Below are 22,851 nucleotides of genomic sequence, written 5' to 3' on the forward strand. Positions count from 1 at the left end.
TATTTTTTCCTAGACATTTTGTCATTTTGCTTTTTTTCTACTTTCTCCCCTGAGTTTTATTTTGTTCTCTTCCTTAATATTTATTTTACAAATACCTTCTAATAATGATCAAGCTCCTCATGAAATATTAGTGACAGGATTGATTCATAAAGAAGCATACTTTTTAGTCCCAGCGCTGCAATCAATATTTGATGGATATTCCATCCAGCCGCTTTACAAAGACAGCGAATTACTACTTGAAAATATTTATCTCGAAATGTCTCAAGATCTATGTTCAAACGCTGATTTACAAGCTAACTTTGTAATCGCTTGTTCGCGCATTAATCATTGTAGCGGACTAGATTTTAGTGGGATAGATAAACTCAAAGATAGCTGGATAAATGAATTTCAAAATGCTAAAGATGAGAATAGAAAACATGAACTAATTTTTAGTTTGCTAACTATCCGAAAAGTGAAAAAAGAATATTGGGAGCAAGTGCAACCAAGAGATGAATGGAGTAGAGATATTTCTGATTATAGAGATCAACTCTCACTAGAAATTGCTAGAGAATTCTATGCAAAACAAACTGATGATGAATCTGCGGCGAAATATCATATTCCCTACTTTTTCAAAATGTTGCGTAAATTTGCTTGATGGGTAGACCATAGGCTTTAAGAACTACCTAGCGACAGCAATCATGAGCAAGGCATTGGAAGAATATGCGCGTAGTTCAGAAGCGGCACAGAAGTATCTGAAAGGGAAGGAAATCAAAAAAAAGTTATCGCAGTTACCGAAAAGTTGGTGAATTTTGTAGTTGTCTAACTTGATTGAATAAGTTTCGTTACATTACGTTGGCGCACCTTGTTCAACTTGACAGTCAAAAATACAGCGCTTGGCTCTATATTTAGCGTTTATTTTTCACAACCCTTAGAATTTACATCAAGCCCTTGATGTGTTCGGCTTATAGCATTATCGACTGACAAGTTTGAAAAAACTTGCAAATTTTGCTAACAGTCATGTTATGATAGGAAAGCATCAAAAATGCAACGGGATGTAGCGCAGCTTGGTAGCGCACCACTTTGGGGTAGTGGGGGTCTTGGGTTCAAATCCCAACATTCCGATTAGTTATAGGGTCTACATCTTTTAGATATAGAGCCTTTTAATAAAAAATTCAATAAGCCGCTATCTTTCTTTTCTATTCAACTGAAGAGAGATTTTTTTTGCAACCATGGGCGCTTTACAAAATATAAGCTTGGGGTAATCGAATGGGCTTTCCTTTCTTGAATAGAGAACGCAAAGGTTTATAGCAAACCCAAACTTTATATTTTTCTATTGTGCTGTTTAGCTAATCCAAGGTGTCGGAATCGAACCGACATATCAACGATTATGAGTCGTTTGCTTTACCAGTCAGCCAACCTTGGTCATATTGTGATTATAGACGTAAGTATTATATGCTATCAACAAGCCACCTTGTAGATTGCCTGATAGCAATTATTAGCTAAATAAGTTTCTAATGGCAACACCTAAAGCAGAAAGATCTCCCCGCAGGAAAAAAAAGCCACCTAAAAAATTTAGGCTTGGCTACAGTTTATTAGTGCTATTAGCAATGTTATGTGTCGGTGCAACTGCGGGTATAGTTGCCTACAGTTTTGGCAAACAAGCACTTGAAGGTGTCAAGCCAGCTCCAGCAGGTGTAAAACTACCAAATCCCACACCGATCGCAAATCCTAATTCTTCCCCTAAAACATCTCCCAAACCATCACCAAGCAATCAACCCACCTCTAGTAATTCATTTCTGTTAGACGAGTCGCAAGCCATTGACGCAATGAAATTGCGATCGCAGCAAGAGTTAGGCGGGTTGACCAGACCAGCTTTCGTTGCCAAGGCAAATATTAGCGATCGCAAGCGCATTGCTGCGAAAGTTGATCGCGCCTATGCATCCATGCGTGACCCCCTCGCCATTTCTGCTAATGCAGATGAAAGAATTGCGAATCGGATTGCAGCATTAAGGCAGAGGGTATACAGCAGCAGTCAAGTTTATAACCGCAATTTTGAGCAACCAATTGCTAGCAATGACAGCAACGCATCTCTTACATCAGCAGCTTTATCAACGCCATCTACATCAATGCAGATGACCCCTATGGTTAGTAGGTGGCAAGAACAAACTGAAGCTTCTCCGAATCAAGTCACAATTGAAGTATTAGAAATAGTGCCATCGTCACCCAATGGAAGCTTCTTTATCGCTGAGCCACAACCCAGCAGACCTATAGAAACCAATCGACGCTAATAGCAAAGGCAGAAAATAGTCTTATTTTGCTCTAAGTTGACGATTAGAACGAAAAGAAAATTTTTGTGCAGCTAGATTGCCAGATACAACAGCTTGTCTAGATAATTCACCACGTTCCTGAGATTTAGTCATGGCACTTGCGCCGCCAAAGGTTGCCCGAACAGCTAAATAGTTTTGAATAATTAATAACTCATAATCAGCAGAGCTTTGAGTAATTTGGGCAGGGGTTAAACGCGATCGCGAAATTGCCTCAGCCACACAGGGCAGAACATGGCTAGGACGGTTGACGTGATGATCGAGCAGTAGCGCCACCGCAAATTCCGAGTTTAAGATCTGTGACAAGGCAAATCCTTGCAAAGTTGGCGTGGGGGTAAAGTAAAAGCGATCTAAACGGGAAATGGCGTGGAGTACCTGCACTGATTGCACCAACGCATCCATGCCTGCGATCGCAAATCGCAATGCCCATAGGGGCTGACGCATCAGATTTTTGTCGGCGGCATTAACCAGACGATTGCCATTGAGGGATAACCAACCTGTAACCCCATCTAAAGAAGTGGCATCAAGCCCAAATTGACCAAAATAATATTGAAATTCCGACGGATAAAGCCTTTTTAAATTTGTCAACAAAGCAGGTAACTCTCCCTGTTGTCCTGCTGTTCCTAAAGTCCATTGAAAGATCCCAAAGCTCAAATACTGACTATCCCAAGTGTTAATCGCATCAAGGCTACCTTCATTAGCGGATGTAACTAGCATCACTTTAATTTCCGAACTACTGAGTTGTAACTGTTGCAATAGCCCTGACCCATAGGCGATAAAGTCGCGTAGTTTAAAAATACCTACCCGAAACAAGCCGAGATCTCTTGTTTTCGCAAATGCTTCCTGCTGACCTGTATTTGACAGCTTAGCAATCACATCGCTACCAACAGTTGTAAAAGAGATGGCAATTTTATTGGGTGGATAAACTCCTTGCAAGGTATTCCTCACCATCACCACTTCAGATTTAGGCGGATTAGGTAGATTTGCCGCGCTTGGAATTAATAGTCTTTGTCCGATTTGCAAACTTGAAGGATTGGTAATGTTGTTGAGACGGGCAATTTCGCGCCAATCACCATTTGCACCCAAAAAACGTTTTGCGATCGCAGATAGTGTATCTCCAGCTTTAACAATATATTCCTGCATAGCTATCTCACAACTCGAACGCCTCAAACTCTAATGGCTTAAACAGCATATTACGATCAACTGCTGAAAAGACTTTATTACTCGCCTTGTCAGAATTGATGCAATCGCAAACTAGTTTTGCGACATCAGCACGATGAATGATTCCTGCAACCGTAGGATCTTCCGTCAGCACAGCATTTCCTGTGGCAACTTCGGACTTCAATCCCCCAGGACGAATAATCGTGTAGGCTAAGCCACTGGCAACTAGATGTTGTTCAGCTTTTTCTTTTTCTTTGAGAATTGCGCCCAAGGTCTGCAATACCTGCGGAGCAATCGCCACCACACTATTGCCACTACCAATCGAAGACACCAAAATAAATTTTTTGACTCCTGCCTTAACCGCAGCATCAATCAGATTTTTATTGCCTTCACAGTCGGCTCGTTCACTGCGATCGCTCGGTAATCCGCCCATAGTCGTAATCACTATATCGATTGCACTTTTCTGTAACATTGCCGCTTCAATATCTGCATAGTTCAAGGCATCTCCCAACAACACCTTTGCACCCAAAGCTTCTAGTTCAACGGTATAGGTAGGATTTCGCATGAGAACTGTGAGGCTTACAGATGGTGGCTCATGTTCTAGTAACAGTTTGGCAATCTCGCGCCCAACGCCACGGCTCGCACCTGCTAAAAAAATATTTTGCATAAACTCACATACATTATTTGACTTGCGTGGGCATAAAAAGATAAATAGAGGGGGCGCAAAGCACCCCCTCTATTTATCTTTTTATTATGTAATTAAACTTTGCTGCGATCGGTAAAAATCTCGTAACCAGTCTCAGTAACCAACACAGTATGCTCAAACTGTGCCGAAAGTTGATTGTCAACGGTTACCGCTGTCCACTTATCAGCCAAGACCCTGACTCGCTTAGAACCAGCATTCAAAATAGGCTCAATCGCCAAGGTCATCCCGGGGCGAAAACGAACATTGGGCAACTGATGGGTACGGAAATTAAATACCGAAGGCTCTTCGTGCAGATTCCGACCTACCCCATGCCCAGTAAAATCTTCGACAATCGCAAAACCATTTGACTTTACATGATCCTCGATTGCCCCAGCCAAATCGAGCATACAATTACCGGGCTTAACCTGCTCAATCCCCTTATACAGAGCTTCTTCGGCGACACGTATTAACTTAGCTGCCTTCTCACTCACATTACCCACCGCAATCGTGATGCAAGAATCACCGTGAAAACCGTTTTTAAAAGCACCAGTATCAATCTTGACCACATCACCGAGCTTAATCACCTTTCTAGCATTAGGTATGCCATGTACTACTTCATTATTAATGCTAGAGCAAATACTGGCAGGAAAACCACAATAACCCTTAAAGCTAGGGACAGCACCCATCTCACGAATTCTTTTTTCTGCATGGGCATCCAGATCTAGAGTGGTCATCCCCGGAGCAATAATCTCCGAAATTTCCTTGAGTACAGTGGCGACAATCCGCGACGATTCACGCATGTAGTCCAACTCACGCTGAGACTTAATTTCAATACCTTTTGTTTGCTTAGGAGTCGATTGCTTAGCAGGTTTTTTGCTTTCTGCGCTCGGTTTAGATCGCAGGGCACTGAGAATATTCATTAATTATTTGAGGGATAGTATTTACAAGGGCTAATATATTTTTAGCCTATTAAGTAACAGGATTGGTTATTTTTAGGTCAAATAGCAGAATTGACACAGCAAAAAGCTCCTCATCAAACTCAATCCCTAACTACAGCAATTTTCGAGGTTCAACTATGACGCAATCTGGGATACCTCCCTCACAGCCAAATTCCTCTGGTGGCGGTGTGCCACAAGCCCCCCGCACAAATCCTGCTGCACCGCCACCTGCCCAGCAACGTGTTGCACCTCCTCCTGCCAATCCGCAAGCTCCTCCAAACCCACAAGCCCAAGCTGCTGCACAGGCAAGGACAATGAGTCCTGCCCAACAACAAGCCATGCAGCAAGCCAAAATGAAACAGGCACAAGAGGCACGGGCTGCCGCCGCCGCACGGCAAGCTCAATTATCAATTCCTACGGATACACAAATTACGAGTGTGCCACCACCACCAAATCCTCGCCCTCCTATCCGTCCAGGTCCGCCACCAAACTTGCCAGGGATTGGTGTTCCCGCAATTTTACAACGCAGTTCTGGTCAACCCACCCTTGCCCAAATTGTCAGAGATGCCCATGAGCAAGGATGCTCCGATATTCATGCGGGCGTGAATGAGCCAATTAGATTTCGTAGTCGAGGGTTGATGGTGACACAGGAGCAATATCCTGTGCCAGACAAACCAACCTTTGACACTTGGTTGACGGAAATTATGGATGAGAAACAAATCCAGCAATTTCGCGACACCCTAGAGTTTGACGGTGCAACTCAGTACGAATTTGCCCGTTGTCGAATCAATATTTTTGATTCGTTACGCGGAGCAGCGATGGTGTTGCGACTAATTCCCCTCAAGATTTTGTCGATCGATCAGCTTGGCTTACCAGAGGTATTCCGCGAACTTTGCTATACCCACAAAGGTTTGATTTTGGTCACTGGCCCAACAGGTTCAGGTAAATCGACAACCTTGGCAGCGATGGTGGACTTCATCAACTCGGAGATGCAGAAACACTTAATTTCCATCGAAGATCCGATTGAATTTGTCCACCAAAGTAAAAAAGCACTCATCAAACAACGGGAAGTTGGTATCCATACTCTCAAGTTTGATAATGCTCTTAAAGCAGCGCTGCGCGAAGATCCTGATATCATCCTAATTGGGGAAATGCGCGACAAGGAAACCGTGAATACGGCTCTCAAAGCGGCTCAAACTGGTCACTTGGTCTTTGGAACTCTACACACCAATAGCGCGGTTAAGACGATTGAACGTATTCTCAATCTCTATGAACCTGAACAGCAGGGGCCAATGCGGATTCAGGTTGCCGAGTCATTGGTGGGTGTTATCGCGCAGTCATTGGTGCGAACCACTGATGGTAAGCGAGCCGCAGTCCATGAAATCATGATCAACACTGATGCAGTTCGTGACTATATCAAGCGTGGTGATGTAGATGAAATTGAGGCGATCATTCCTAAATGTACCTATGAGGGCATGGTCAATATGAATCAATCTCTCTATAAGCTCTATGAGGATGGTCGCATTACTGAAGAGACAGCAGTAGAGAACTCTCCTAAGCCCAATGAAATGGCACAAATGCTACGTGGTCGGATGTAAATCAAGAAGTTGTACTTCCTAAAATAAAAAATTGAGCCGTCCGCTACGCGGACGGCTCAATTTTTTATTGAAAAATATTTAAAGAGCGCTGATTACGATAATAACTACGCCATTGCCACTTGCCCACAGCATCAACACTCGGCGTAAATACATGTACATCAATGGAATTTAAGCCAATTTCCTGAACTACTATTTCGGGATAACGATCGCCATTAAGAGACTGAATACCAAATAGTGCATAGCTACTCACACTGTCATTGATATAGGATAGCGCCCTTGTGTGAGTCAAGATTGGCTCAGCTACCCAGTCATTATCAGCAGCACGACGCAACATCACTAACATGCTATATTCCTGTCGCTTGAGGGCGGGCAGAGATAAAAATTCTTGCCATGCCTGAGTATCAAAGCCAACGGGACGAATCGCATTATCAAGGCGCAATCCTGCAATGATTTCGGGCTGATTATCGCTGTCGAGATCGGCACAGGTTAGCGATGCGATCGCAATTTGTGATGTTGACTCTTGATTTGCGCCTAACTTTACGAATAGATTGCGAGATTTAGCCAATACAAGGGGTTGAATTTTGCTAGGGCAGTTAAAAAAGTAATTGCGATCGCCACTGGGATCAATCTGATCACTCGCCACAATTGTTAAATTTGTTTGGCGCAATATTTCAGAATCAATAGACTTTGTAGATGGATTTCCAGATTGATCTTGATTCTTTTCTGGAGGTGTTTGCACCTTAAAGCTAGCGATCGCACCAAAGGTTTCCGAACCTTTAACTTCACTGATGGCAAATGTTCCCAATGGCTTGCCAAATTGAGTTAATGTAAAATTACTTCCCGCAGGAATAGACTTCACAACTCGATCCAAGCTTCCCAATTGCTCGACTAAATCCGATGGCACAACACCTTCGATAGTCTTGCCATCAGGGGATGATTGCAGTAATAGGAACACAGGAATAGCTTGACTACTTGCTGTTTCTTGATTAGGTTTGGATTGATTATCGCTATTACAAGCATTAACTGCGATCGCAATTATTAGTACAGAAGCTATGGAAAGAAAGCGCTGAAATTGTTTTGTGAATTGTCTAAATAGCATTATCAAGAGCAGGCTAGCAGGATCGTTCCCATCAATAAAGCTCTAAATCTCAAAATAGATACACGCCATAGGATGATTTGTTTTGAGATAAGTAGCTCAGCAGTTAATTACTTTGATTCCATAATTTCCGCTAATCTCTCAACAGCAAGTGTTAAACGTTCTTGAGGATCTGGCTTGGTTTCTACCGCTTCAGCATTAGCCTCTGCGATCGCTTCTTCACGTTTCGCTTTGCGTTTAATTGACTCAAAGGAACGGATCATCAAGAAAATCACAAAGGCAATTACCAAGAAATTAATTACAGCAGAAATAAACAAGCCGTACTTGATTCCCTGAACTTGGAGATTTGCCAAGTCTTCAACCCTAGCGGCTTTTAGGGCTGGGTTCAAAATTACAGGCGTAATGATATCTTCAATTAAAGAGGTCACAATCTTGCCAAAAGCACCACCAATAATCACGGCGACAGCGAGATCGATGACGTTGCCCTTCAAGATAAATTCCCGAAAGTCCTTCAGAAAACCACCGGCCGCACGTTTGCCGTTTTGTAAAGCCATAGAGATACACTCCGCAATTTTAGAGTTATTTGATTGATCGCCATAATTCTACATTGCAAAGTGCTAGCCTCAAAGCCAAAAATCAGAGCGTGAGTCGCCCGCGAAGTAGGCAACTCACGCTTCTGGGTTTTAAGGTTATTTATGCTGGACTACTTAATATCAGTCAGTCTAGGAAATCTAGGCATGTCTAATTTTCTGTGGCGATTAGACTTTTCATTGGTATAGAGCAAGCTTTGAGACAGCTCCTCAATCAACTCTGGCGCATCAATGGAGTTAGTTGCTAAATCTAAAAATAGGCTTTCAATTTTTTGCATCGATTCAATTACTTGATGCTTGATCTTCATGCGATCAGCCGCCGCCCAAAAGGATTTCGATTCCTCAAATGAGCATTCTGTCATCAAAGTTTCAATTTTACTCAACAGATGATTCAGATAAAAGCTCTCTTCTTCGTACTGTTCAGAATGGCTTTTAATCAACCTTGGTTGAAAATGATGGGCATAAATTGGTGGAGTAGGAAAGGCATCACCTTGCATATATTCTTCCTATCAATAAGTTATGGTTTAAATTTTTTTTGATAATGCCGATACTGCTATACAGCAATTCTCAATTCTCATACTGGTGATTTACAGACAAGGGGCTTCAGCCCCTTGTTCAGCTAGCTTAGTGTGTGTATCTTTGACGGTTCATCTAAATAATTAGATAGATGCATTTTGGGGTAGGGCAGATCAGCGAGAACTTCTAGAATTCGATCAAAGTCCCGTTGCTTCCGTCTAAAAGCTAGAAATTGCGGTACTTCCGATTGGCAGGGCGGATGCTGTAAACATTGACGCAACTGATTAAGTGAGTTCCAGAAAGCACACACCTCTTCGTGATTACAAGTCAGTAAGAATTCTTCCACTTCATCAAGTACCTGATCAAAGCGAGCGGCAATATGTGGTCGCAGAGAACCTCGTGAGGTTGCGGATGGCGAATTGAGAAGTAATAGCTCAATATGCTGTGACGGCAAACGATTGGCAACTCTCATATTTCAATGCCTCTACTCGAATTTGACTCATGGAATAGGAAGTGTGGGAGACATTGGAATTTAGATCCAATTTGGACAGACTTCGGCTGACAGCCAGCATAGTTGTCAAGGCAGATTTTGCACACAAGAAAAGATCAGAGTCTATGTCAGAAAATGCATGAAATTGAGTTTTTACTTACAAGCTCTGTCCTTGCAAGATTTGCATTTATATTTCATACAGATTCATGACATATTTATGGACAAGTTAACCCCAAAATATCTTTTACAAACAACGAGCGTTTACATATATAAAACAAACATATAAGTTTTATAAAAAGTTCAAAAACATGTTGCAAATACAAAAATATGTGCTATTTATCTAACGTGAAAAACAAGAATATATTGATTGTAACTAATGACAATTGCTGTAATTAGTAATATTTCATCAGTAATGCGCTTGGTTTTCATGTATTGTTAAATCAGAGACCAAAATTCAGATAAATAGCAATATTAAGCACTATTTGTTTGAATTTTGAGAGTTATCATAACTTTCGATATTATCCATCCGACCGAGACATGTTTTTTTTAGAGGAGTTAACGGAGCTAAGCTTTATGAATAAACAACTGCGATCGCAAATACTGCCAGTACAGCGTTCCAATGTCTATGTAACTCATGGGTAGATGAGTTACGCCAGAAATAAAAAGGCAATTTCTTACTCTTGCGCGCATCACTTAACATTACTCAAAGAGTCGAGTCATACTTGTAGGTTTGAACTCAAGCATTTACGGCTATTAGACAGTTTTTAATTAGCTGTCCATAGTCCCTAATTTAATCTAACTGCACATGGAATGACCACATTCTCAAGTAATTTCTTACACCAAGAAATTGCCAAATTCGTTTATCTATATTTTGCAATATAGCAGCTTGTAGATGAGAGTCGGAATTACTCCCATCATGATCGATTGAATCCAGACATAAAATTTGATTTCAGGAATTATCCCGATGACTATCATTTCCTTTGACGATGCGTCAAAAATTATTTACGCGGCAATGGGACGCAAGCGACTCAAAGATCTTGAGCAGAAAGTACTTCTCTATTCGTGGGAAGGCAAAACCTATGAAGAGATTGCCGAACTCTGTGGCTATGACCCTTCCTATGTGCGCGACGTTGGTTACCGTTTATGGAATTTACTCAGCACAACTTTTGGTGAGAAAATCACCAAGAAAAATTTGCAAGTTGTGATTAGTGCTAACGCCAAGCATTTTCATTTGCCTGAGCCTGAGATTAACCATGAAGTCACTGATAGGGCTGTCGCCACACATAACGCCCGCGAAGTATTTAACTTCGTGAATGCGGGTGTTTCCTCTGAGCAAGGTTTCTGTGACTGGGGTAATGCAATTGATACTTCTGTATTTTATGGGCGCACTCAAGACTTGGAAATTGCCGAAAATTTGATTGTCCATAGTCACTGTCGGCTACTTAATGTGATTGGTATGGGCGGCATTGGTAAAACTACCTTTGTGGCAAAATTGGCTGAGCAGGTGCAACCAAATTTTCAGCGCATTATTTGGCGATCCCTCGCCCATACACCAAAGCTAGAAGTATTGCTTGCTGAATTAATCAGCTTTTTTACAAATCAAGCGATCGCAAATATTCCCCAAGATCTTGATCAGTTGTTTGGACTATTGATTCAATGCTTGAAGCAATGGAGATGCTTGATTGTTTTCGATGATGTCGAAGCAGTGTTAGGCAATGGTGAGACTAGCCAGTATCTCGAAGGCTATGAAGGCTACGGCGAATTATTTCGTCAATTTGCCCAAATTCGTCATCAAAGTTGCTTGGTTTTAACTAGCCGAGAACAACCTGCGGATGTGTTGCCAACCCAAATTGGCAATCCCATTGTTCAGTCTCTACGCTTAACTGGTTTAGGAGAATCTGCCCGTCAACTTTTTGGCAAAGATTTGGAGAACAGCGATGAAGTTACTCAGCTTATCGAGTTTTATAGTGGCAACCCTCAGGCATTGTCCACTGTGGCAAACTTGATTCAGAACGGTTTTGATGGAGATATCCAAGAGTTTTGTCTTCAAGATGCCATGGTCTTTGGCAATATCCGTAGCTTGATGACTCAGCAATATGTAAGGTTGTCGCCGCTAGAAAAGCAAATTATGTGCTGGATTGCCATTGAGCGCGGCGCAACTACCGCAACTCGTTTGTGGCACGACATTGTACCGATGATTTTGCGATCGCAAATTCTCGAAGCCACTATGTCTTTGCATGGGCGATCACTGATTGATAAGGATGGCATTACTTTTAAACAGCAGCCTCTGGTTATGGAATACATGACCTGTCATTTGGTTGATATGGCGTTTGCCGCGATTACCCAGCATCAGCCTGATTTCTTAATTAGCTATGCCCTTGTCCAACAACGCGCTGACGACTATACTCGCGCCGAACAAATCAGTCAAATTTTAGAACCACTAACGGAACGATTGGCTGCCCATTATGGCACTGCCGCAGCTTTACAAGATGCATTGAATCAACTATGGACAGCTTTGTGCGATCGCAAAACTGCGATCGGGTATGCCCAGTCAAATATTCACCAGATTTGGAAAGCATCTCAAAGTGCCTACGACAAGAGCCTCAATCGATTTGATGAGCCAATGGATCGAGATCCTCGTTTGACCATGTAAATATAAAAGCTTGGCGCACACTGCGTGTGCACCAAGCTTTTATATTTAATCTGACTCTTCTTGTTTGAGGCGATCGGGAGCAATCCTTGTCTCAATCATGGATAATAGTCGCTCACTTACCTCTGCGGCACTTTCATTCCCTGTAACCATGATCGAAATATCGGCTTGGGCATAGCGATCGCGGCGTTGATTATAAATCTCCGTAAGAGTTTGCAAAGGATCGGCAGTTTTTAGCAATGGGCGTACCTCCGAGGCTGTTTGAAGGCGAGAATGCAAATTTTCGATCGGCACATCAATCCACACAACAATGCCATCATGTAAATGAGACCAATTGATCGATCGCATCACAGCGCCGCCACCTGTTGCCACTACTAAACGGGTATAGGACGAAACCTGTGCGAGTACCTGTTGCTCTAGATCGCGAAAGGCTTCCTCGCCATCGTTGGCAAATATTTCAGGAATTGATTTCCCTGCACATTGCTCGATTAGTGGATCAGTATCTAAAAAGTTGTAGCCTAATTTTTGAGCCAAAAGCTTGCCGATAGTGCTTTTACCTGCACCCATCATCCCAATTAAAAATATATTCGTTCCGTTAAGCATTTAATTTGAATCTAAGTATCTTTGTTGAAAAGATCGCCTAAAATCTTTATTGGCAACCTATGCATAGACTGGGACAAATGAAACCCAAGCAGTTAGTCGCAGCGCAAAGCGCCGCAACCCATCCTTTGGTTTTATGTCCTATATTCTGTTTAAGCATATTGCTATTTTGGTGATTAAAGTGAACGTGAATGCTGAACTCTCCCACAGTCTTGTCTCGTAAAAAATTGCTATTAGGCTTAGGCATCATTGGCATAGTGGCGATCGCCAATGCCCTATTTTCCCTTGAACATGACTGGCATCTCTTGAGCATTACCACAATGATGGTGGGTGGCACACTATTGTTTGTTAATGTGCGCCAGAGTTTCGCCGCCGTGCTAGATAAACCCATAGTCATCGATCGCGCCTATTTATTTAAGCAATTGGACCAAGCGCAAATTGCGATCGCAAAAATTAGTGATCTGCTTAAACGCCAGTCCCTCAATGCTCAAGCCCAACAAATTAGCCATGACTTGCAAAAAAATCATTTTCGGATCGTTATTTTTGGCACAGGCTCGGCAGGCAAAACCTCAGTCATTAATGCTTTACTAGGGCGCAACGTTGGCAAAACTGGAGCAGCGATCGGCACCACTATCACTCGCCAAGAATATACTTACCAAGATTTGGAAGCGGCGGCGGTTATCCATCAAAACGCCAACAAAAACTCAGAGACCAAACTCAAACGGCAAATTTCTCTGCTCGATACTTCGGGCATCCAAGAAATGGGTGCAGTTGGTCAGCAAAGAGAGTTGGATGCTCTCAAAATATCGCGTAACTCCGATTTGATCATATTTGTGACCGCAGGAGATTTAACAAATAGTGAATACCGCGAGTTAGATTCCCTTGCGAATTTGGGTAAGCGGGTAATTTTGGCATTTAATAAAACTGACCTATATTTACCCTGCGATCGCGAACAGGTTCTAGCAAAATTAAAGGAACGCACCCAACAATTTACGACCACTCTTGCGCCCATCGATATCGTGGCGATATGCGCTCACCCCACACCGATCAAGGTGCGTCAATATGCTAATGCCGATAGTGCTGATAGCGCCACCTTGCAAGAATGGTGGGAAGATGTACCGCCCGACGTGAGCAGTCTAAAGGAAAGAATCGAATCGATTTTGTCCCATGAATGGGAGGATTTGTTAATTCGCAATACACAATTACAGATTGAAAACCTGTGGCAAGAAATTAACGGCACAATCAATTTAGAACGTCGTCAAGATGCAGCAACTTTGATTAATCGCTATCAACTAGTCGCCGCCACCACCGTATTTGCTAATCCAATTCCTGCCCTTGATCTATTAGCAGGTGCAGCGATCAATACGCAAATGTTGCTCGATCTTGCCAAAATTTATGACCGTCCCCTCAGTTTTAAACAAGCCCAACAGCTAGCAGTCACCCTCGCTCAACAACTCTTGCAACTTGGCTGTGTCGAAATTGCGACTTCTGCGATCGCATCTTGCTTTAAGGTCAATGCAATTACCTACGCACTCGGTGGCTCGGTGCAAGCGATCACGGCTGCCTATCTCACCCACATTGGCGGTCTGAGCTTCATCGAATACCTAGAGCAACAACCCCAAACTGCAATTAGTGATAATCCCATTGCAATCAATTCCCTTCAGCAAATTTGCCAAAGAACATTTAAATCTCTGCAAGGCGAGCAGTTTTTCTTTAACTTTATCCACAGCGTTTCCCAACGTTTAGTCAGCACATAAGAACAAAAAACCAAAAAAGGGGTGGCGCATTGCGCCACCCCTTTTTTGATAAATAATTACAAATTGCCAATTACAAATCGCCACTGTTGGCAGATAGCAAGAAAATGATGACGGGACCAGAAATAACAATCAAGGCTAAGCAAGTCAATTGGAAAATTAGCTGAAAATTAATGCTGGAAAATAGGGATGTTACGAAGTCCATAGCGGTTTCTTAAATATGATTAATAAATCAAACAAAATTCTAGAGTTATTCTAGCAAGCATCGATACGCAAAAAAGCGTCTCTCTAAAATTTGCAGCTTGCGATCGCAAATCTCAGTAAAGCATTGACAAAAATAGCAACACCATTTTTAGCTTTTACGCCCTTCCAGTGAAGAATTAGCGTTGCGGTGCTTCGCACCGCAACGCTAATTCTTAGTTTTGTATGTATATTTCTTTAGTGGAAAGAGAGTAAGCCCCTTACAGGGGTTAGTTATTCACAGGTTTTAATGAAGAAGGGTTATCATTGGGAGTATATTCAAAACATTCACAATTGGTAAGAGTTATACCTGTGCGTTATCGAATTTGGTTGCTGTCACTACTTGCATCGGTTGGCTTTGGAGCCGCCCCCATATGCGCGCAAGCTCTCCTGCCCCATACCGCAGGGATTAATTTTGGGAATTTAGAAGAGCAAGCGTTTGGCTTGGCAAGGGAGGCGGCACAACTTGCTCAATTTGAGCAATATGATCTAGCTTTACCACGCGCTCGGCTAGCTGCCCAACTAGCACCCAAGGCATTTCAAACTCAGGGAATTCTCGGTAGTATCTACCTCCGCAAAGAGCAGTATTCAGAAGCGATCGCAGCTTTGAAAGTTGCCCATGATCTCAAAAAAGATGAGCCGAGTATTCTGTTTAGTCTGGGGGCTGCCTATCTCCGCAACAAAAACTATCCCGAAGCCATCAGTAATCTCAAAAGTGGGTTAAGCATTGAGCCAAAAGCCCCCGCAGCCATGTTTGACTTGGGCAATGCTTACTTTTTGACCAAGCGCTATGATGAAGCCGTCAAGGTCTATAACGATGTACTAGCGCTCGACAATCAGTTTTGGGCAGCAACCAACAACATTGGTCTAGTGGAGTATGAGCGGGGCAATGTCGATCAAGCGATCGCTAAATGGGAAGCATCCCTAAAACAGGCTGAAAAAATTGAATTTCTCGCCGCCGAGCCAACCCTAGCATTAGCCACTGCTTTTTATCGTAAAGGCGATCGCAATAAAGGGCTTGCACTGGCGGTTGAAGCCATGAAAATTGATCCACGCTATGGCAAAATCCCCTACTTAGTTGAAAATCTGTGGGGTGATCGTTTAGTTGCCGATGTCAAAAAAATCTTGGAACAACCTCAAGTAAAGAAAATCCTTGACGAAAGTGACTTAGCAACCCGTCAACTTCCCCGCACTCGTGGCAATTAAGTAACTGGGCGCAATTAAATATAAAGCCCTAAAACCTGTGGCGCACGCTGCGCGTGTGTCACAGGTTTTAGGGCTTTAATTATGCTTAGCTACTTAAATAATTTGCGATAATTTTAGGTAAACTCGCCTTCTAGAGTTAAGATCTTGGCAAGTGCTTGGCAAAGTCAGTGGGAAATAATCTCCATGAACAATGATTTATCGCTATCAAGACTATTTTTGTTGAAATCAGTTTTTTTAATTGAGCCAATGACCAAGATTGATGAATTGGGAAAATCTGAGCAGGGTGCGGCAAAGCGTAATGATTCTTTTCAAATTGCGACGAATTTACTACTCAGCTTCAAATATGCTGGTCAAGGCGTGAGCTATGCTTTTCGTACACAGCGTAATTTTCGGATTCATCTAATCATTGGTGCGATCGCATTATCTTTGAGTCTATTTTTTCAGATATCCGCAGTTGCTTTCGCGATTATTAGTTTAACAAGTGCCTTAGTTTTGGTACTAGAGTTGTTAAATACAGCCTTAGAGGCAGTTGTCGATTTAACAGTGGGGCGGGAATTTCATCAGTTAGCCAAAATTGCCAAGGATTGTGCCGCAGGAGCAGTTTTAGTTGCAGCACTTGCTGCGTTGCTGATCGCATGCGTGTTACTATTGCCCCATATTTGGCAATACATTTGGCAATATTTTCTGTAAGGCTTTAATAACCTAAAGTCCATGTTAGGTAGGCTTATTAACTTTTAGGTAATATAGAAAAAAAGAGTTAGCTAAAGCGAGTGGCGGCGCGAAGCGCCACCACTCATCTTCTGGTTTTATGTCCTCAGTAAAACTTGCTTTGCTATATGAGTTAATAATTAAGGCATTTTTTATTGCAGTCAGCAGCTAGGTTACACCTTCACAATTTTTCATCTCCTCGTTCCTATCCATGCTGCTATCAATTTCTACTTTTTTTATCAGAAGACCTGTATTTGCGACGGTCTGCTCTGTTGTAATTACGCTATTGGGCGCGGTATGTATATTTCTCCTACCCGTCGCTCAGTATCCTGAAATTACGCCGCCCAAAGTCACCGTAACCGCTAACTATATTGGCGCAAATGCTGAGGTAGTCGAGTCTACCGTTACCAATATTCTCGAAAGAGAACTCAATGGAATTGAAGGAGTACGTTATATCACTTCGACTAGTTCTAATAATGGAACTAGTTCGGTGGATCTTGTTTTTGATCTTGATAAAAATAAAGACTTGGCAGCCGTTGATGTCCAAAACCGTGTATCAACAGTGGAGTCGCGCTTACCAGGACCAGTACAGCAAACGGGAGTCAGAGTTAGCAAGGAGTCATCAGGCTTTTTGTTTGCGATCGGTGTGTATGCCGAGAAAGGAGAGTATGACGATCTATATCTGAGCAACTACGCAGATCTATACATTGTTGATGCGATAAAAAAAGTCAATGGCGTTGGCAATGTGATTATCTTTGGGGAACGCAAATATGCAATGCGTATTTGGCTTGATCCCAATCGTCTATCAGCGCGAGGACTCACAGCGCAGGATGTGGCATCGGCAATTCAGCAGCAAAATCTACAGGTGGGTGTCGGACAAATTGGACAACAACCCAACCTGCCTGATCAGCAATATCAATTATCGGTTTCGGCAAATGGCAGACTTAAGAGCATTGACGAATTTGCAGAAATTGTAATTAGAAGTAGTAGTGATGGTTCGCCAATTAAGCTGCGAGATGTCGGGCGTGTGGAATTGGGAGCAGAAAACTATGGATCGTCCCTACGATTTAATGGAACTAGGGGGATTGGGTTAGGGGTTTCGCAGTTACCCGATGCGAATGCCTTGGATGTTGCCAAAGCTGTAAAGAAGGTATTGCAGGAATTGAAGCCTAGCTTCCCTCCCGGTTTGAATTATGAGATTGCCTTTGATACCACTACTTTTATTGAGGCGGGAACGGAAGAAGTTATTGTTTCCTTGTTGATTGCGATCGCATTGGTGATTGTGATTATTTTCTTGTTCTTGCAAAACTGGCGCTCGACCCTGATTCCTGCGATCGCAATTCCTGTGTCGCTAGTGGGAACCTTCATTTTTATTAAACTGCTTGATTTTAATATCAATACTCTGACGCTGTTTGGGCTAACCCTCGCGTCGGGACTGGTTGTGGACGATGCGATCGTGGTGGTCGAAGACATCACCCGTCGGATTCAAGAAAAGGGTGAGTCACCAATCCAAGCTGCCATCGAATCGATGCAAGAACTGCAAGGCGCGATCATTGCTAGTTCGCTGGTATTGATTGCGGTATTTGTGCCAGTCGCCTTTTTCCCCGGAACCACAGGTCAGTTGTACAAACAATTCGCCTTGACGATTGCTTTTTCGATTACGGTATCGACCTTTAATGCCCTGACGCTTTCGCCAACTTTGGCGGCTTTATTGCTAAGACAAAATCAAGAACATAAAAATTGGTTCTTTGATCGGGTGAACTGGGTGATTGATGGCACTCGCGATAAATATGCTTGGCTCGTGGGCAAGTCCACCAAGTTCAAGGGCTTTGTGATGATCGGCTTTGCGATCGCACTATTTATGACCTACTGGGTTTATACGATTGTGCCCAGAGGCTTCTTACCACAGGAAGATCAGGGCTATTTCATTACGATTGTGCAAGCACCTGAAGGTGTTTCGCTCAACTATACCGAAAAAGTGCTGGACAACATTGAGGGTATTCTGCGTCGTAAAGATGACAAGGGACAGCCCGCCTATCCTGAAATTGAAAATATTTTTGCGATTGCTGGCTTTAGCTTTAGTGGCAACACCCCCAACAACGGGATTGTCTTTACCACCCTAAAACCGTGGAAAGAGCGATCGCGATCGGCAACTGAACTAATTGGTGGATTTGCGCCACAACCCTTTGGGTTACTGCCTGAACTAATTTCGATCAAAGAAGCCTTTGTGGTTCCCTTCCCACCACCTGCGATTCAAGGCTTGAGTAACTATGGTGGCTTTGAGTTCCAACTTCAGGACAAGGTAAATCAAGGCTTCCCTGAAATCGAGAAAACCATGGGAGCGTTCTTGGGTAAAGCCAGTACCTATCCTGAACCGAGTCGTCCGATGTTGGCAGGATTGCGTCCGAACTTTAATGGCAATACGCCACAGTTAACTGTGGAGGTTGATCGAGTTAAGGCTAATGCGCTGCAAGTATCTTTGCAGGATATTTACAGTACATTGCAGACCTTACTCGGTTCGCAATATGTTAATGATTTCAACACCTTTGGGCGTACCTATCGGGTCTATATCCAAGCCGATGCTCAGTTCCGCGCTAATCCTGAGGATATCAATAAACTATATGTGCGCTCTAGTAACAATCAGATGATTCCCCTCAGTAATTTGGTAACCGTAACCCAAACCGTTGGACCTTCGATTATTAACCATTACAATCTGTTCCGTTCTGTGCAGATCACAGGCAACACTGCCCCCGGAGTTAGTTCTGGTCAAGCCATCGATGCGATTACTAAAATTGCTGACGAAGTCTTACCCAAAAGCTTTGGCTACGAATGGTCAGGCTTATCCCTTGAGGAAATTGGCTCTGGTAGTAGCGCCTTCTTTATTTTTGGTTTAGGGATTGTCTTTGTATTTCTGGTGCTGGCCGCGCAATACGAGAACTATATTGATCCGACGATCATTATGTTGACTGTACCGTTAGCGGTGCTGGGAGCGCTGTTAGCAGTCATGCTACGTAGTTTGTTTAATCCTAGTTTTGCCAATGATGTCTACACCCAAATCGGTTTGGTGATGCTGATTGGCATGGCAAGTAAAAATGCAATTCTGATTGTGGAATTTGCTAACCAATTGCAAGAGCAGGGATTGAGTATTACCAAGGCGGCTGTTGAGGCGGCTCAGCAACGTTTGCGCCCGATTTTGATGACTGCATTCTCCACGATCATTGGTATCTTTCCCTTGGTGATTGCCACAGGAGCAGGAGCAGCAGCGCGGCAATCAATTGGTACGGCAGTAATGGGCGGGATGTGTGTTGCCACCTTACTGAGCTTGTTTATTGTGCCTGTGCTTTACATCGTGATCAAAAAAATTGAAGAGCGCATGAAGATCGGTGTGCATCATCTTAAGCCATAGCGAATATGAGGGGGGCGCTTTACACTCCCCTTTTTAGTTACGATATTTTAGCTACTGTATAATTATGTCGCGCCCGTTACATCAGGTGCGATATCGTTTTTTTATTCAAAGTTTTTTTATTCAAAAATCCCCATGACCCTCCGCATTTACAACACACTCAGCCGACGCAAAGAAGAATTTATTCCCATCAACGCGGGGATGGTCAAGATGTATGTTTGTGGGGTAACTGTCTATGATTATTGCCATTTAGGTCATGCCAGAGCCTATGTGGTTTGGGATATGATTCGACGCTATTTAGGAACTAAATATCAAGTTCAGTTTGTACAAAATATTACTGATATTGATGACAAGATTTTGAAGCGGGCGCAGGAACGAAATACCACGATGCAGGCGATTGCTAATCAATTTATCGCCACCTACGATGAAGATATGGCAAGGCTAAATATTGCTCCAGCCAATGTCTATCCCCGTGCTACGGAGTCAATTCCTGAAATTATTGACTTGATTCAGAAGTTAATTGATCAAGACTATGCCTATGCCTCTGGTGGGGATGTCTATTACGCCGTGCAGAAATTTCCTAGCTATGGCAAGCTGTCGGGGCGCAAACTTGCAGATATGCAGGCGGGGGCAAGTGGAAGAGTTGATGAGCAAGAAGAACAGAAACGCTATCCCTTTGACTTTGCTCTTTGGAAGTCTGCAAAACCCAACGAACCTTTTTGGGAATCGCCTTGGGGGAATGGTCGCCCCGGATGGCATATTGAATGTTCGGCAATGGTGCGATCGCATTTAGGTGAAACCATTGATATCCATGCGGGTGGCGCAGATTTACAATTCCCTCACCATGAAAATGAAATCGCGCAGTCGGAGGCGGGCTATGGTAAAAACCTTGCTAAATATTGGATGCATAACGGTTTCGTGAATATCGATGGCGAGAAGATGTCAAAGTCATTAAACAATTTCAAAACGGTTCGTGATTTGTTTGGCTATTTTGACCCCATGGCAATCCGCCTATTCATTTTGCAAGCCCAATATCGCCAGCCGATTGACTTTACTGAAGATGCGATTAATGCAGCGACTAAAGGATGGGAGACGATTCGCGATGGTATGTTATTTGCAGCGGATTTTGGCACAAAATTGGGTTGGCAAAATCTAGAGGTTGCCGATCGCAATTCTGTGGCAGATGCGATCGCAGGTTTTGAGGAGGCGATGGATGATGACTTTAATACTTCGGTGGCGATATCCCATGTGTTTGAACTCGCCAAAAAGTTACGCGCCGAGCGCAACTCGATTTCCCATGCTGGTAAAGCTGCGGCAAGTTCAGAGGTACTTTTGCGGGAGTGGAAAGCCCTGAGCTATATGACTGAGGTTTTGGGCTTTGTTGCTGATATTTGCGATCGCAAAACTTCATCAGAAAGCATTAGTGAAGTAGAAATTGAGGCATTAATTCAGCAACGAATTGAGGCAAAGAAGGCAAAGAACTATCAAGAGGGCGATCGCATTCGTAATTATCTCAAAGACAAAGGAATTACTTTAGTAGATCAAAAAGATGGAACTACTCGCTGGCTGAAGGCATAAAACCTAAAAGCTGATAACACCCGTATTGCGAGCGTTATCAGCTAAAGCTTTAAATGAGAACTAACTCCATATCGCTTGGCTGCCCTCAACATTTTTAGGTGAAGTCCACCGTCATCAATGAGCGAAATTGACTGCTCAGGCTTGGAGATTTGATTTCCTAAAACCTGCATAATTTGCACAGCAACCGATCTCGCTAATAACGGAGGGACAGAATTACCTATTTGCCGAAATCCATGCCACTTGGTGCTATGGAATCGAAACCAGTCGGGATAGGAATGTAATCGCGCAGCTTCGCGGACGGTGATGCAACGTGGCGCATAGGGATGGATTGGACGCGGAGCCGTAAACCCTCCACGGGTGCTAGGTGTCCCTGCCCTTAAAGTATTGGATATACCATGGGGATCGAGTTTTAAAAAGTGGCTCACCTTGTCAAGTTTGCCATGGGCCGTTGCGCGAAATCTCTCAATGGAAGCAGGGCTATGGGCAGTAGCCATACTAGAAGTTAGTAAATTGCGATCGGAGTCACGAGGATAGGAGAAGTCATGAAAATCGGTGCGTAAACCTCTTAAATAGGCACTGTAATCACTCTTTGGTTCCGCAAACTCCACAATGCAAGCATCATGCTTGATTAATTCAGGATATTGATCAAGATCAGGTAAATCTGCGATCGCTTCATGAACAGTCGGACTATCGGGTAAATGGACAAATTCCTTCGGCACATTCTTGACTTTAGCTGGTTTTGTCTTAGCCGATGGATATTTAGGAAGTATTAGTTCTTGTTGACAACCAATCAGAAAAAGTCGCTCACGATTTTGGGGAATGCCAAAATAGGAAGCATTGAGAACTTGATAGGGTCTCAGAATTTGATAACCGTTGTCTTCAAAATTGGCAATAACATCATTGATAACCTGTTGGTGATCACCGATGGTTAGACCCTTCACGTTCTCCATTACAAAATATTTGGGATGCAGCTCAAGCACCAAACGCATGAAATGCACGATTAACTCATTGCGCGGATCATCAATGGCGCGTTTACCGATTAATGAAAAACCTTGACAGGGTGGTCCCCCAAAGACAACATCAATTTTGCGATCGCCTATTTGCGACTTGTGGCGAATGTCATCCCCTGAAATATCGATAATGCTGCGACAAATCACCTTCCACATCGGGAAGTTATATTCATGGGTGGCACAGTGAATCGGATCGATCTCCACGGCAGCAAGTACATCAAATCCAGCTTGCTCAAACCCCAGCGTCATCCCGCCCGCCCCTGCAAATAAATCCACTGCGATCGGTCGTTGATTTCCCATAGTCCACAAAGCATCTAGATATCAG

Annotated in this window: 19 protein-coding genes and 2 tRNA genes; 10 read left to right on the forward strand and 11 right to left on the reverse strand. The window is 43.2% G+C overall.

All coding sequences use genetic code 11. The annotated features are described in order from the left end of the window. Window positions 1-130 precede the first annotated feature (130 nt). Complete coding sequence (locus H6F41_RS11480) at window positions 131-634, forward strand: hypothetical protein (RefSeq protein WP_190403620.1); 504 nt, start codon at window positions 131-133, stop codon at window positions 632-634. A 393-nt stretch (window positions 635-1,027) separates the two neighbouring features. After that, window positions 1,028-1,101 (forward strand) — tRNA-Pro (locus H6F41_RS11485). A 228-nt stretch (window positions 1,102-1,329) separates the two neighbouring features. Here the strand turns inward: H6F41_RS11485 and H6F41_RS11490 are convergent. Then, window positions 1,330-1,401, reverse strand: a tRNA-Ile gene (locus H6F41_RS11490). 92 nt (window positions 1,402-1,493) lie between these two features. Here H6F41_RS11490 and H6F41_RS11495 point away from each other — a divergent pair. Further along, the gene (locus H6F41_RS11495; RefSeq protein WP_190403621.1) at window positions 1,494-2,267 is read left to right on the forward strand and encodes a hypothetical protein; all 774 of its coding nucleotides are present in this window, start codon (window positions 1,494-1,496) and stop codon (window positions 2,265-2,267) included. 21 nt (window positions 2,268-2,288) lie between these two features. On the opposite strand, the gene H6F41_RS11500 is transcribed toward H6F41_RS11495, so the two are convergent. The 3 genes from H6F41_RS11500 to map all read right to left on the reverse strand — a co-directional run bounded on the left by H6F41_RS11500 (window position 2,289) and on the right by map (window position 5,069). Next, complete coding sequence (locus H6F41_RS11500) at window positions 2,289-3,446, reverse strand: LysM peptidoglycan-binding domain-containing protein (RefSeq protein WP_190403622.1); 1,158 nt, start codon at window positions 3,444-3,446, stop codon at window positions 2,289-2,291. Between the two features lie 7 nt (window positions 3,447-3,453). Continuing rightward, window positions 3,454-4,131 (reverse strand): SDR family oxidoreductase, encoded by a 678-nt coding sequence (locus tag H6F41_RS11505; protein WP_190403623.1) that lies wholly within the window; start codon window positions 4,129-4,131, stop codon window positions 3,454-3,456. Between the two features lie 92 nt (window positions 4,132-4,223). After that, window positions 4,224-5,069 (reverse strand): type I methionyl aminopeptidase, encoded by an 846-nt coding sequence (gene map / locus H6F41_RS11510; RefSeq protein ID WP_190403624.1) that lies wholly within the window; start codon window positions 5,067-5,069, stop codon window positions 4,224-4,226. A 155-nt stretch (window positions 5,070-5,224) separates the two neighbouring features. Between map and H6F41_RS11515 the strand changes: the two genes are divergently transcribed. Continuing rightward, window positions 5,225-6,685, forward strand: a complete 1,461-nt coding sequence (locus tag H6F41_RS11515; protein WP_190403625.1) for a type IV pilus twitching motility protein PilT — start codon at window positions 5,225-5,227, stop codon at window positions 6,683-6,685. Window positions 6,686-6,749: 64 nt separating this feature from the next. Here the strand turns inward: H6F41_RS11515 and H6F41_RS11520 are convergent, their stop codons facing one another. The 4 genes from H6F41_RS11520 to H6F41_RS11535 form a co-directional block, all read right to left on the reverse strand. Beyond that, a complete protein-coding gene (locus tag H6F41_RS11520) occupies window positions 6,750-7,784 on the reverse strand; it encodes a hypothetical protein (RefSeq protein WP_190403626.1) in 1,035 nt (344 codons plus the stop codon). Window positions 7,785-7,891: 107 nt separating this feature from the next. Further along, window positions 7,892-8,335 (reverse strand): large conductance mechanosensitive channel protein MscL, encoded by a 444-nt coding sequence (gene mscL, locus H6F41_RS11525; RefSeq protein ID WP_190403627.1) that lies wholly within the window; start codon window positions 8,333-8,335, stop codon window positions 7,892-7,894. A 149-nt stretch (window positions 8,336-8,484) separates the two neighbouring features. After that, window positions 8,485-8,868 carry a hypothetical protein gene (locus H6F41_RS11530; RefSeq protein ID WP_190403628.1) on the reverse strand — a complete coding sequence of 128 codons (384 nt, stop codon included), beginning with the start codon at window positions 8,866-8,868 and terminating at the stop codon, window positions 8,485-8,487. 122 nt (window positions 8,869-8,990) lie between these two features. Further along, window positions 8,991-9,359, reverse strand: a complete 369-nt coding sequence (locus H6F41_RS11535) for a hypothetical protein (RefSeq protein ID WP_190403629.1) — start codon at window positions 9,357-9,359, stop codon at window positions 8,991-8,993. Window positions 9,360-10,341: 982 nt separating this feature from the next. On the opposite strand from H6F41_RS11535, the gene H6F41_RS11540 reads away from it, so the two are divergent. Further along, window positions 10,342-12,030, forward strand: a complete 1,689-nt coding sequence (locus H6F41_RS11540; protein WP_190403630.1) for an NB-ARC domain-containing protein — start codon at window positions 10,342-10,344, stop codon at window positions 12,028-12,030. Between the two features lie 45 nt (window positions 12,031-12,075). Here the strand turns inward: H6F41_RS11540 and H6F41_RS11545 are convergent, their stop codons facing one another. Further along, window positions 12,076-12,630 carry a shikimate kinase gene (locus H6F41_RS11545; protein WP_190403631.1) on the reverse strand — a complete coding sequence of 185 codons (555 nt, stop codon included), beginning with the start codon at window positions 12,628-12,630 and terminating at the stop codon, window positions 12,076-12,078. 188 nt (window positions 12,631-12,818) lie between these two features. Here H6F41_RS11545 and H6F41_RS11550 point away from each other — a divergent pair, with 188 nt between their 5' ends. Continuing rightward, window positions 12,819-14,384, forward strand: a complete 1,566-nt coding sequence (locus tag H6F41_RS11550; protein WP_190403632.1) for a YcjF family protein — start codon at window positions 12,819-12,821, stop codon at window positions 14,382-14,384. Between the two features lie 70 nt (window positions 14,385-14,454). Here the strand turns inward: H6F41_RS11550 and psb30 are convergent, their stop codons facing one another. Further along, window positions 14,455-14,586: a photosystem II reaction center protein Ycf12/Psb30 gene (gene psb30 / locus H6F41_RS11555; protein WP_071590161.1), complete on the reverse strand. Its 132-nt coding sequence runs from the start codon at window positions 14,584-14,586 to the stop codon at window positions 14,455-14,457. Between the two features lie 347 nt (window positions 14,587-14,933). Here psb30 and H6F41_RS11560 point away from each other — a divergent pair, with 347 nt between their 5' ends. The 4 genes from H6F41_RS11560 to cysS all read left to right on the forward strand — a co-directional run bounded on the left by H6F41_RS11560 (window position 14,934) and on the right by cysS (window position 21,516). Beyond that, on the forward strand, window positions 14,934-15,827 hold the full coding sequence (locus H6F41_RS11560; RefSeq protein WP_190403633.1) for a tetratricopeptide repeat protein: 894 nt from the start codon (window positions 14,934-14,936) through the stop codon (window positions 15,825-15,827). Between the two features lie 246 nt (window positions 15,828-16,073). Further along, window positions 16,074-16,517, forward strand: coding sequence for a diacylglycerol kinase family protein (locus H6F41_RS11565; protein ID WP_408962541.1), 444 nt, complete (start codon window positions 16,074-16,076; stop codon window positions 16,515-16,517). Window positions 16,518-16,746: 229 nt separating this feature from the next. Next, the gene (locus tag H6F41_RS11570) at window positions 16,747-19,941 is read left to right on the forward strand and encodes an efflux RND transporter permease subunit (RefSeq protein WP_190403635.1); all 3,195 of its coding nucleotides are present in this window, start codon (window positions 16,747-16,749) and stop codon (window positions 19,939-19,941) included. 132 nt (window positions 19,942-20,073) lie between these two features. After that, window positions 20,074-21,516 carry a cysteine--tRNA ligase gene (gene cysS, locus H6F41_RS11575; protein WP_190403636.1) on the forward strand — a complete coding sequence of 481 codons (1,443 nt, stop codon included), beginning with the start codon at window positions 20,074-20,076 and terminating at the stop codon, window positions 21,514-21,516. A 41-nt stretch (window positions 21,517-21,557) separates the two neighbouring features. Here the strand turns inward: cysS and H6F41_RS11580 are convergent, their stop codons facing one another. After that, a complete protein-coding gene (locus tag H6F41_RS11580) occupies window positions 21,558-22,826 on the reverse strand; it encodes a DNA cytosine methyltransferase (RefSeq protein WP_190403637.1) in 1,269 nt (422 codons plus the stop codon). Window positions 22,827-22,851: the final 25 nt, after the last annotated feature.

The sequence above is a fragment of the Pseudanabaena mucicola FACHB-723 genome (assembly GCF_014696385.1).
Classification (GTDB): domain Bacteria; phylum Cyanobacteriota; class Cyanobacteriia; order Pseudanabaenales; family Pseudanabaenaceae; genus Pseudanabaena.

Coding starts and splice junctions, on each gene's coding strand:
- H6F41_RS11495 (WP_190403621.1), top strand. CDS start 1,494: ATGGCAACACCTAAAGCAGAAAGATCTCCCCGCAGGAAAAAAAAGCCA.
- H6F41_RS11500 (WP_190403622.1), bottom strand. CDS start 3,446: ATGCAGGAATATATTGTTAAAGCTGGAGATACACTATCTGCGATCGCA.
- H6F41_RS11505 (WP_190403623.1), bottom strand. CDS start 4,131: ATGCAAAATATTTTTTTAGCAGGTGCGAGCCGTGGCGTTGGGCGCGAG.
- map (WP_190403624.1), bottom strand. CDS start 5,069: ATGAATATTCTCAGTGCCCTGCGATCTAAACCGAGCGCAGAAAGCAAA.
- H6F41_RS11515 (WP_190403625.1), top strand. CDS start 5,225: ATGACGCAATCTGGGATACCTCCCTCACAGCCAAATTCCTCTGGTGGC.
- H6F41_RS11520 (WP_190403626.1), bottom strand. CDS start 7,784: ATGCTATTTAGACAATTCACAAAACAATTTCAGCGCTTTCTTTCCATA.
- mscL (WP_190403627.1), bottom strand. CDS start 8,335: ATGGCTTTACAAAACGGCAAACGTGCGGCCGGTGGTTTTCTGAAGGAC.
- H6F41_RS11530 (WP_190403628.1), bottom strand. CDS start 8,868: ATGCAAGGTGATGCCTTTCCTACTCCACCAATTTATGCCCATCATTTT.
- H6F41_RS11535 (WP_190403629.1), bottom strand. CDS start 9,359: ATGAGAGTTGCCAATCGTTTGCCGTCACAGCATATTGAGCTATTACTT.
- H6F41_RS11540 (WP_190403630.1), top strand. CDS start 10,342: ATGACTATCATTTCCTTTGACGATGCGTCAAAAATTATTTACGCGGCA.
- H6F41_RS11545 (WP_190403631.1), bottom strand. CDS start 12,630: ATGCTTAACGGAACGAATATATTTTTAATTGGGATGATGGGTGCAGGT.
- H6F41_RS11550 (WP_190403632.1), top strand. CDS start 12,819: ATGCTGAACTCTCCCACAGTCTTGTCTCGTAAAAAATTGCTATTAGGC.
- psb30 (WP_071590161.1), bottom strand. CDS start 14,586: ATGGACTTCGTAACATCCCTATTTTCCAGCATTAATTTTCAGCTAATT.
- H6F41_RS11565 (WP_408962541.1), top strand. CDS start 16,074: ATGACCAAGATTGATGAATTGGGAAAATCTGAGCAGGGTGCGGCAAAG.
- H6F41_RS11570 (WP_190403635.1), top strand. CDS start 16,747: ATGCTGCTATCAATTTCTACTTTTTTTATCAGAAGACCTGTATTTGCG.
- cysS (WP_190403636.1), top strand. CDS start 20,074: ATGACCCTCCGCATTTACAACACACTCAGCCGACGCAAAGAAGAATTT.
- H6F41_RS11580 (WP_190403637.1), bottom strand. CDS start 22,826: ATGGGAAATCAACGACCGATCGCAGTGGATTTATTTGCAGGGGCGGGC.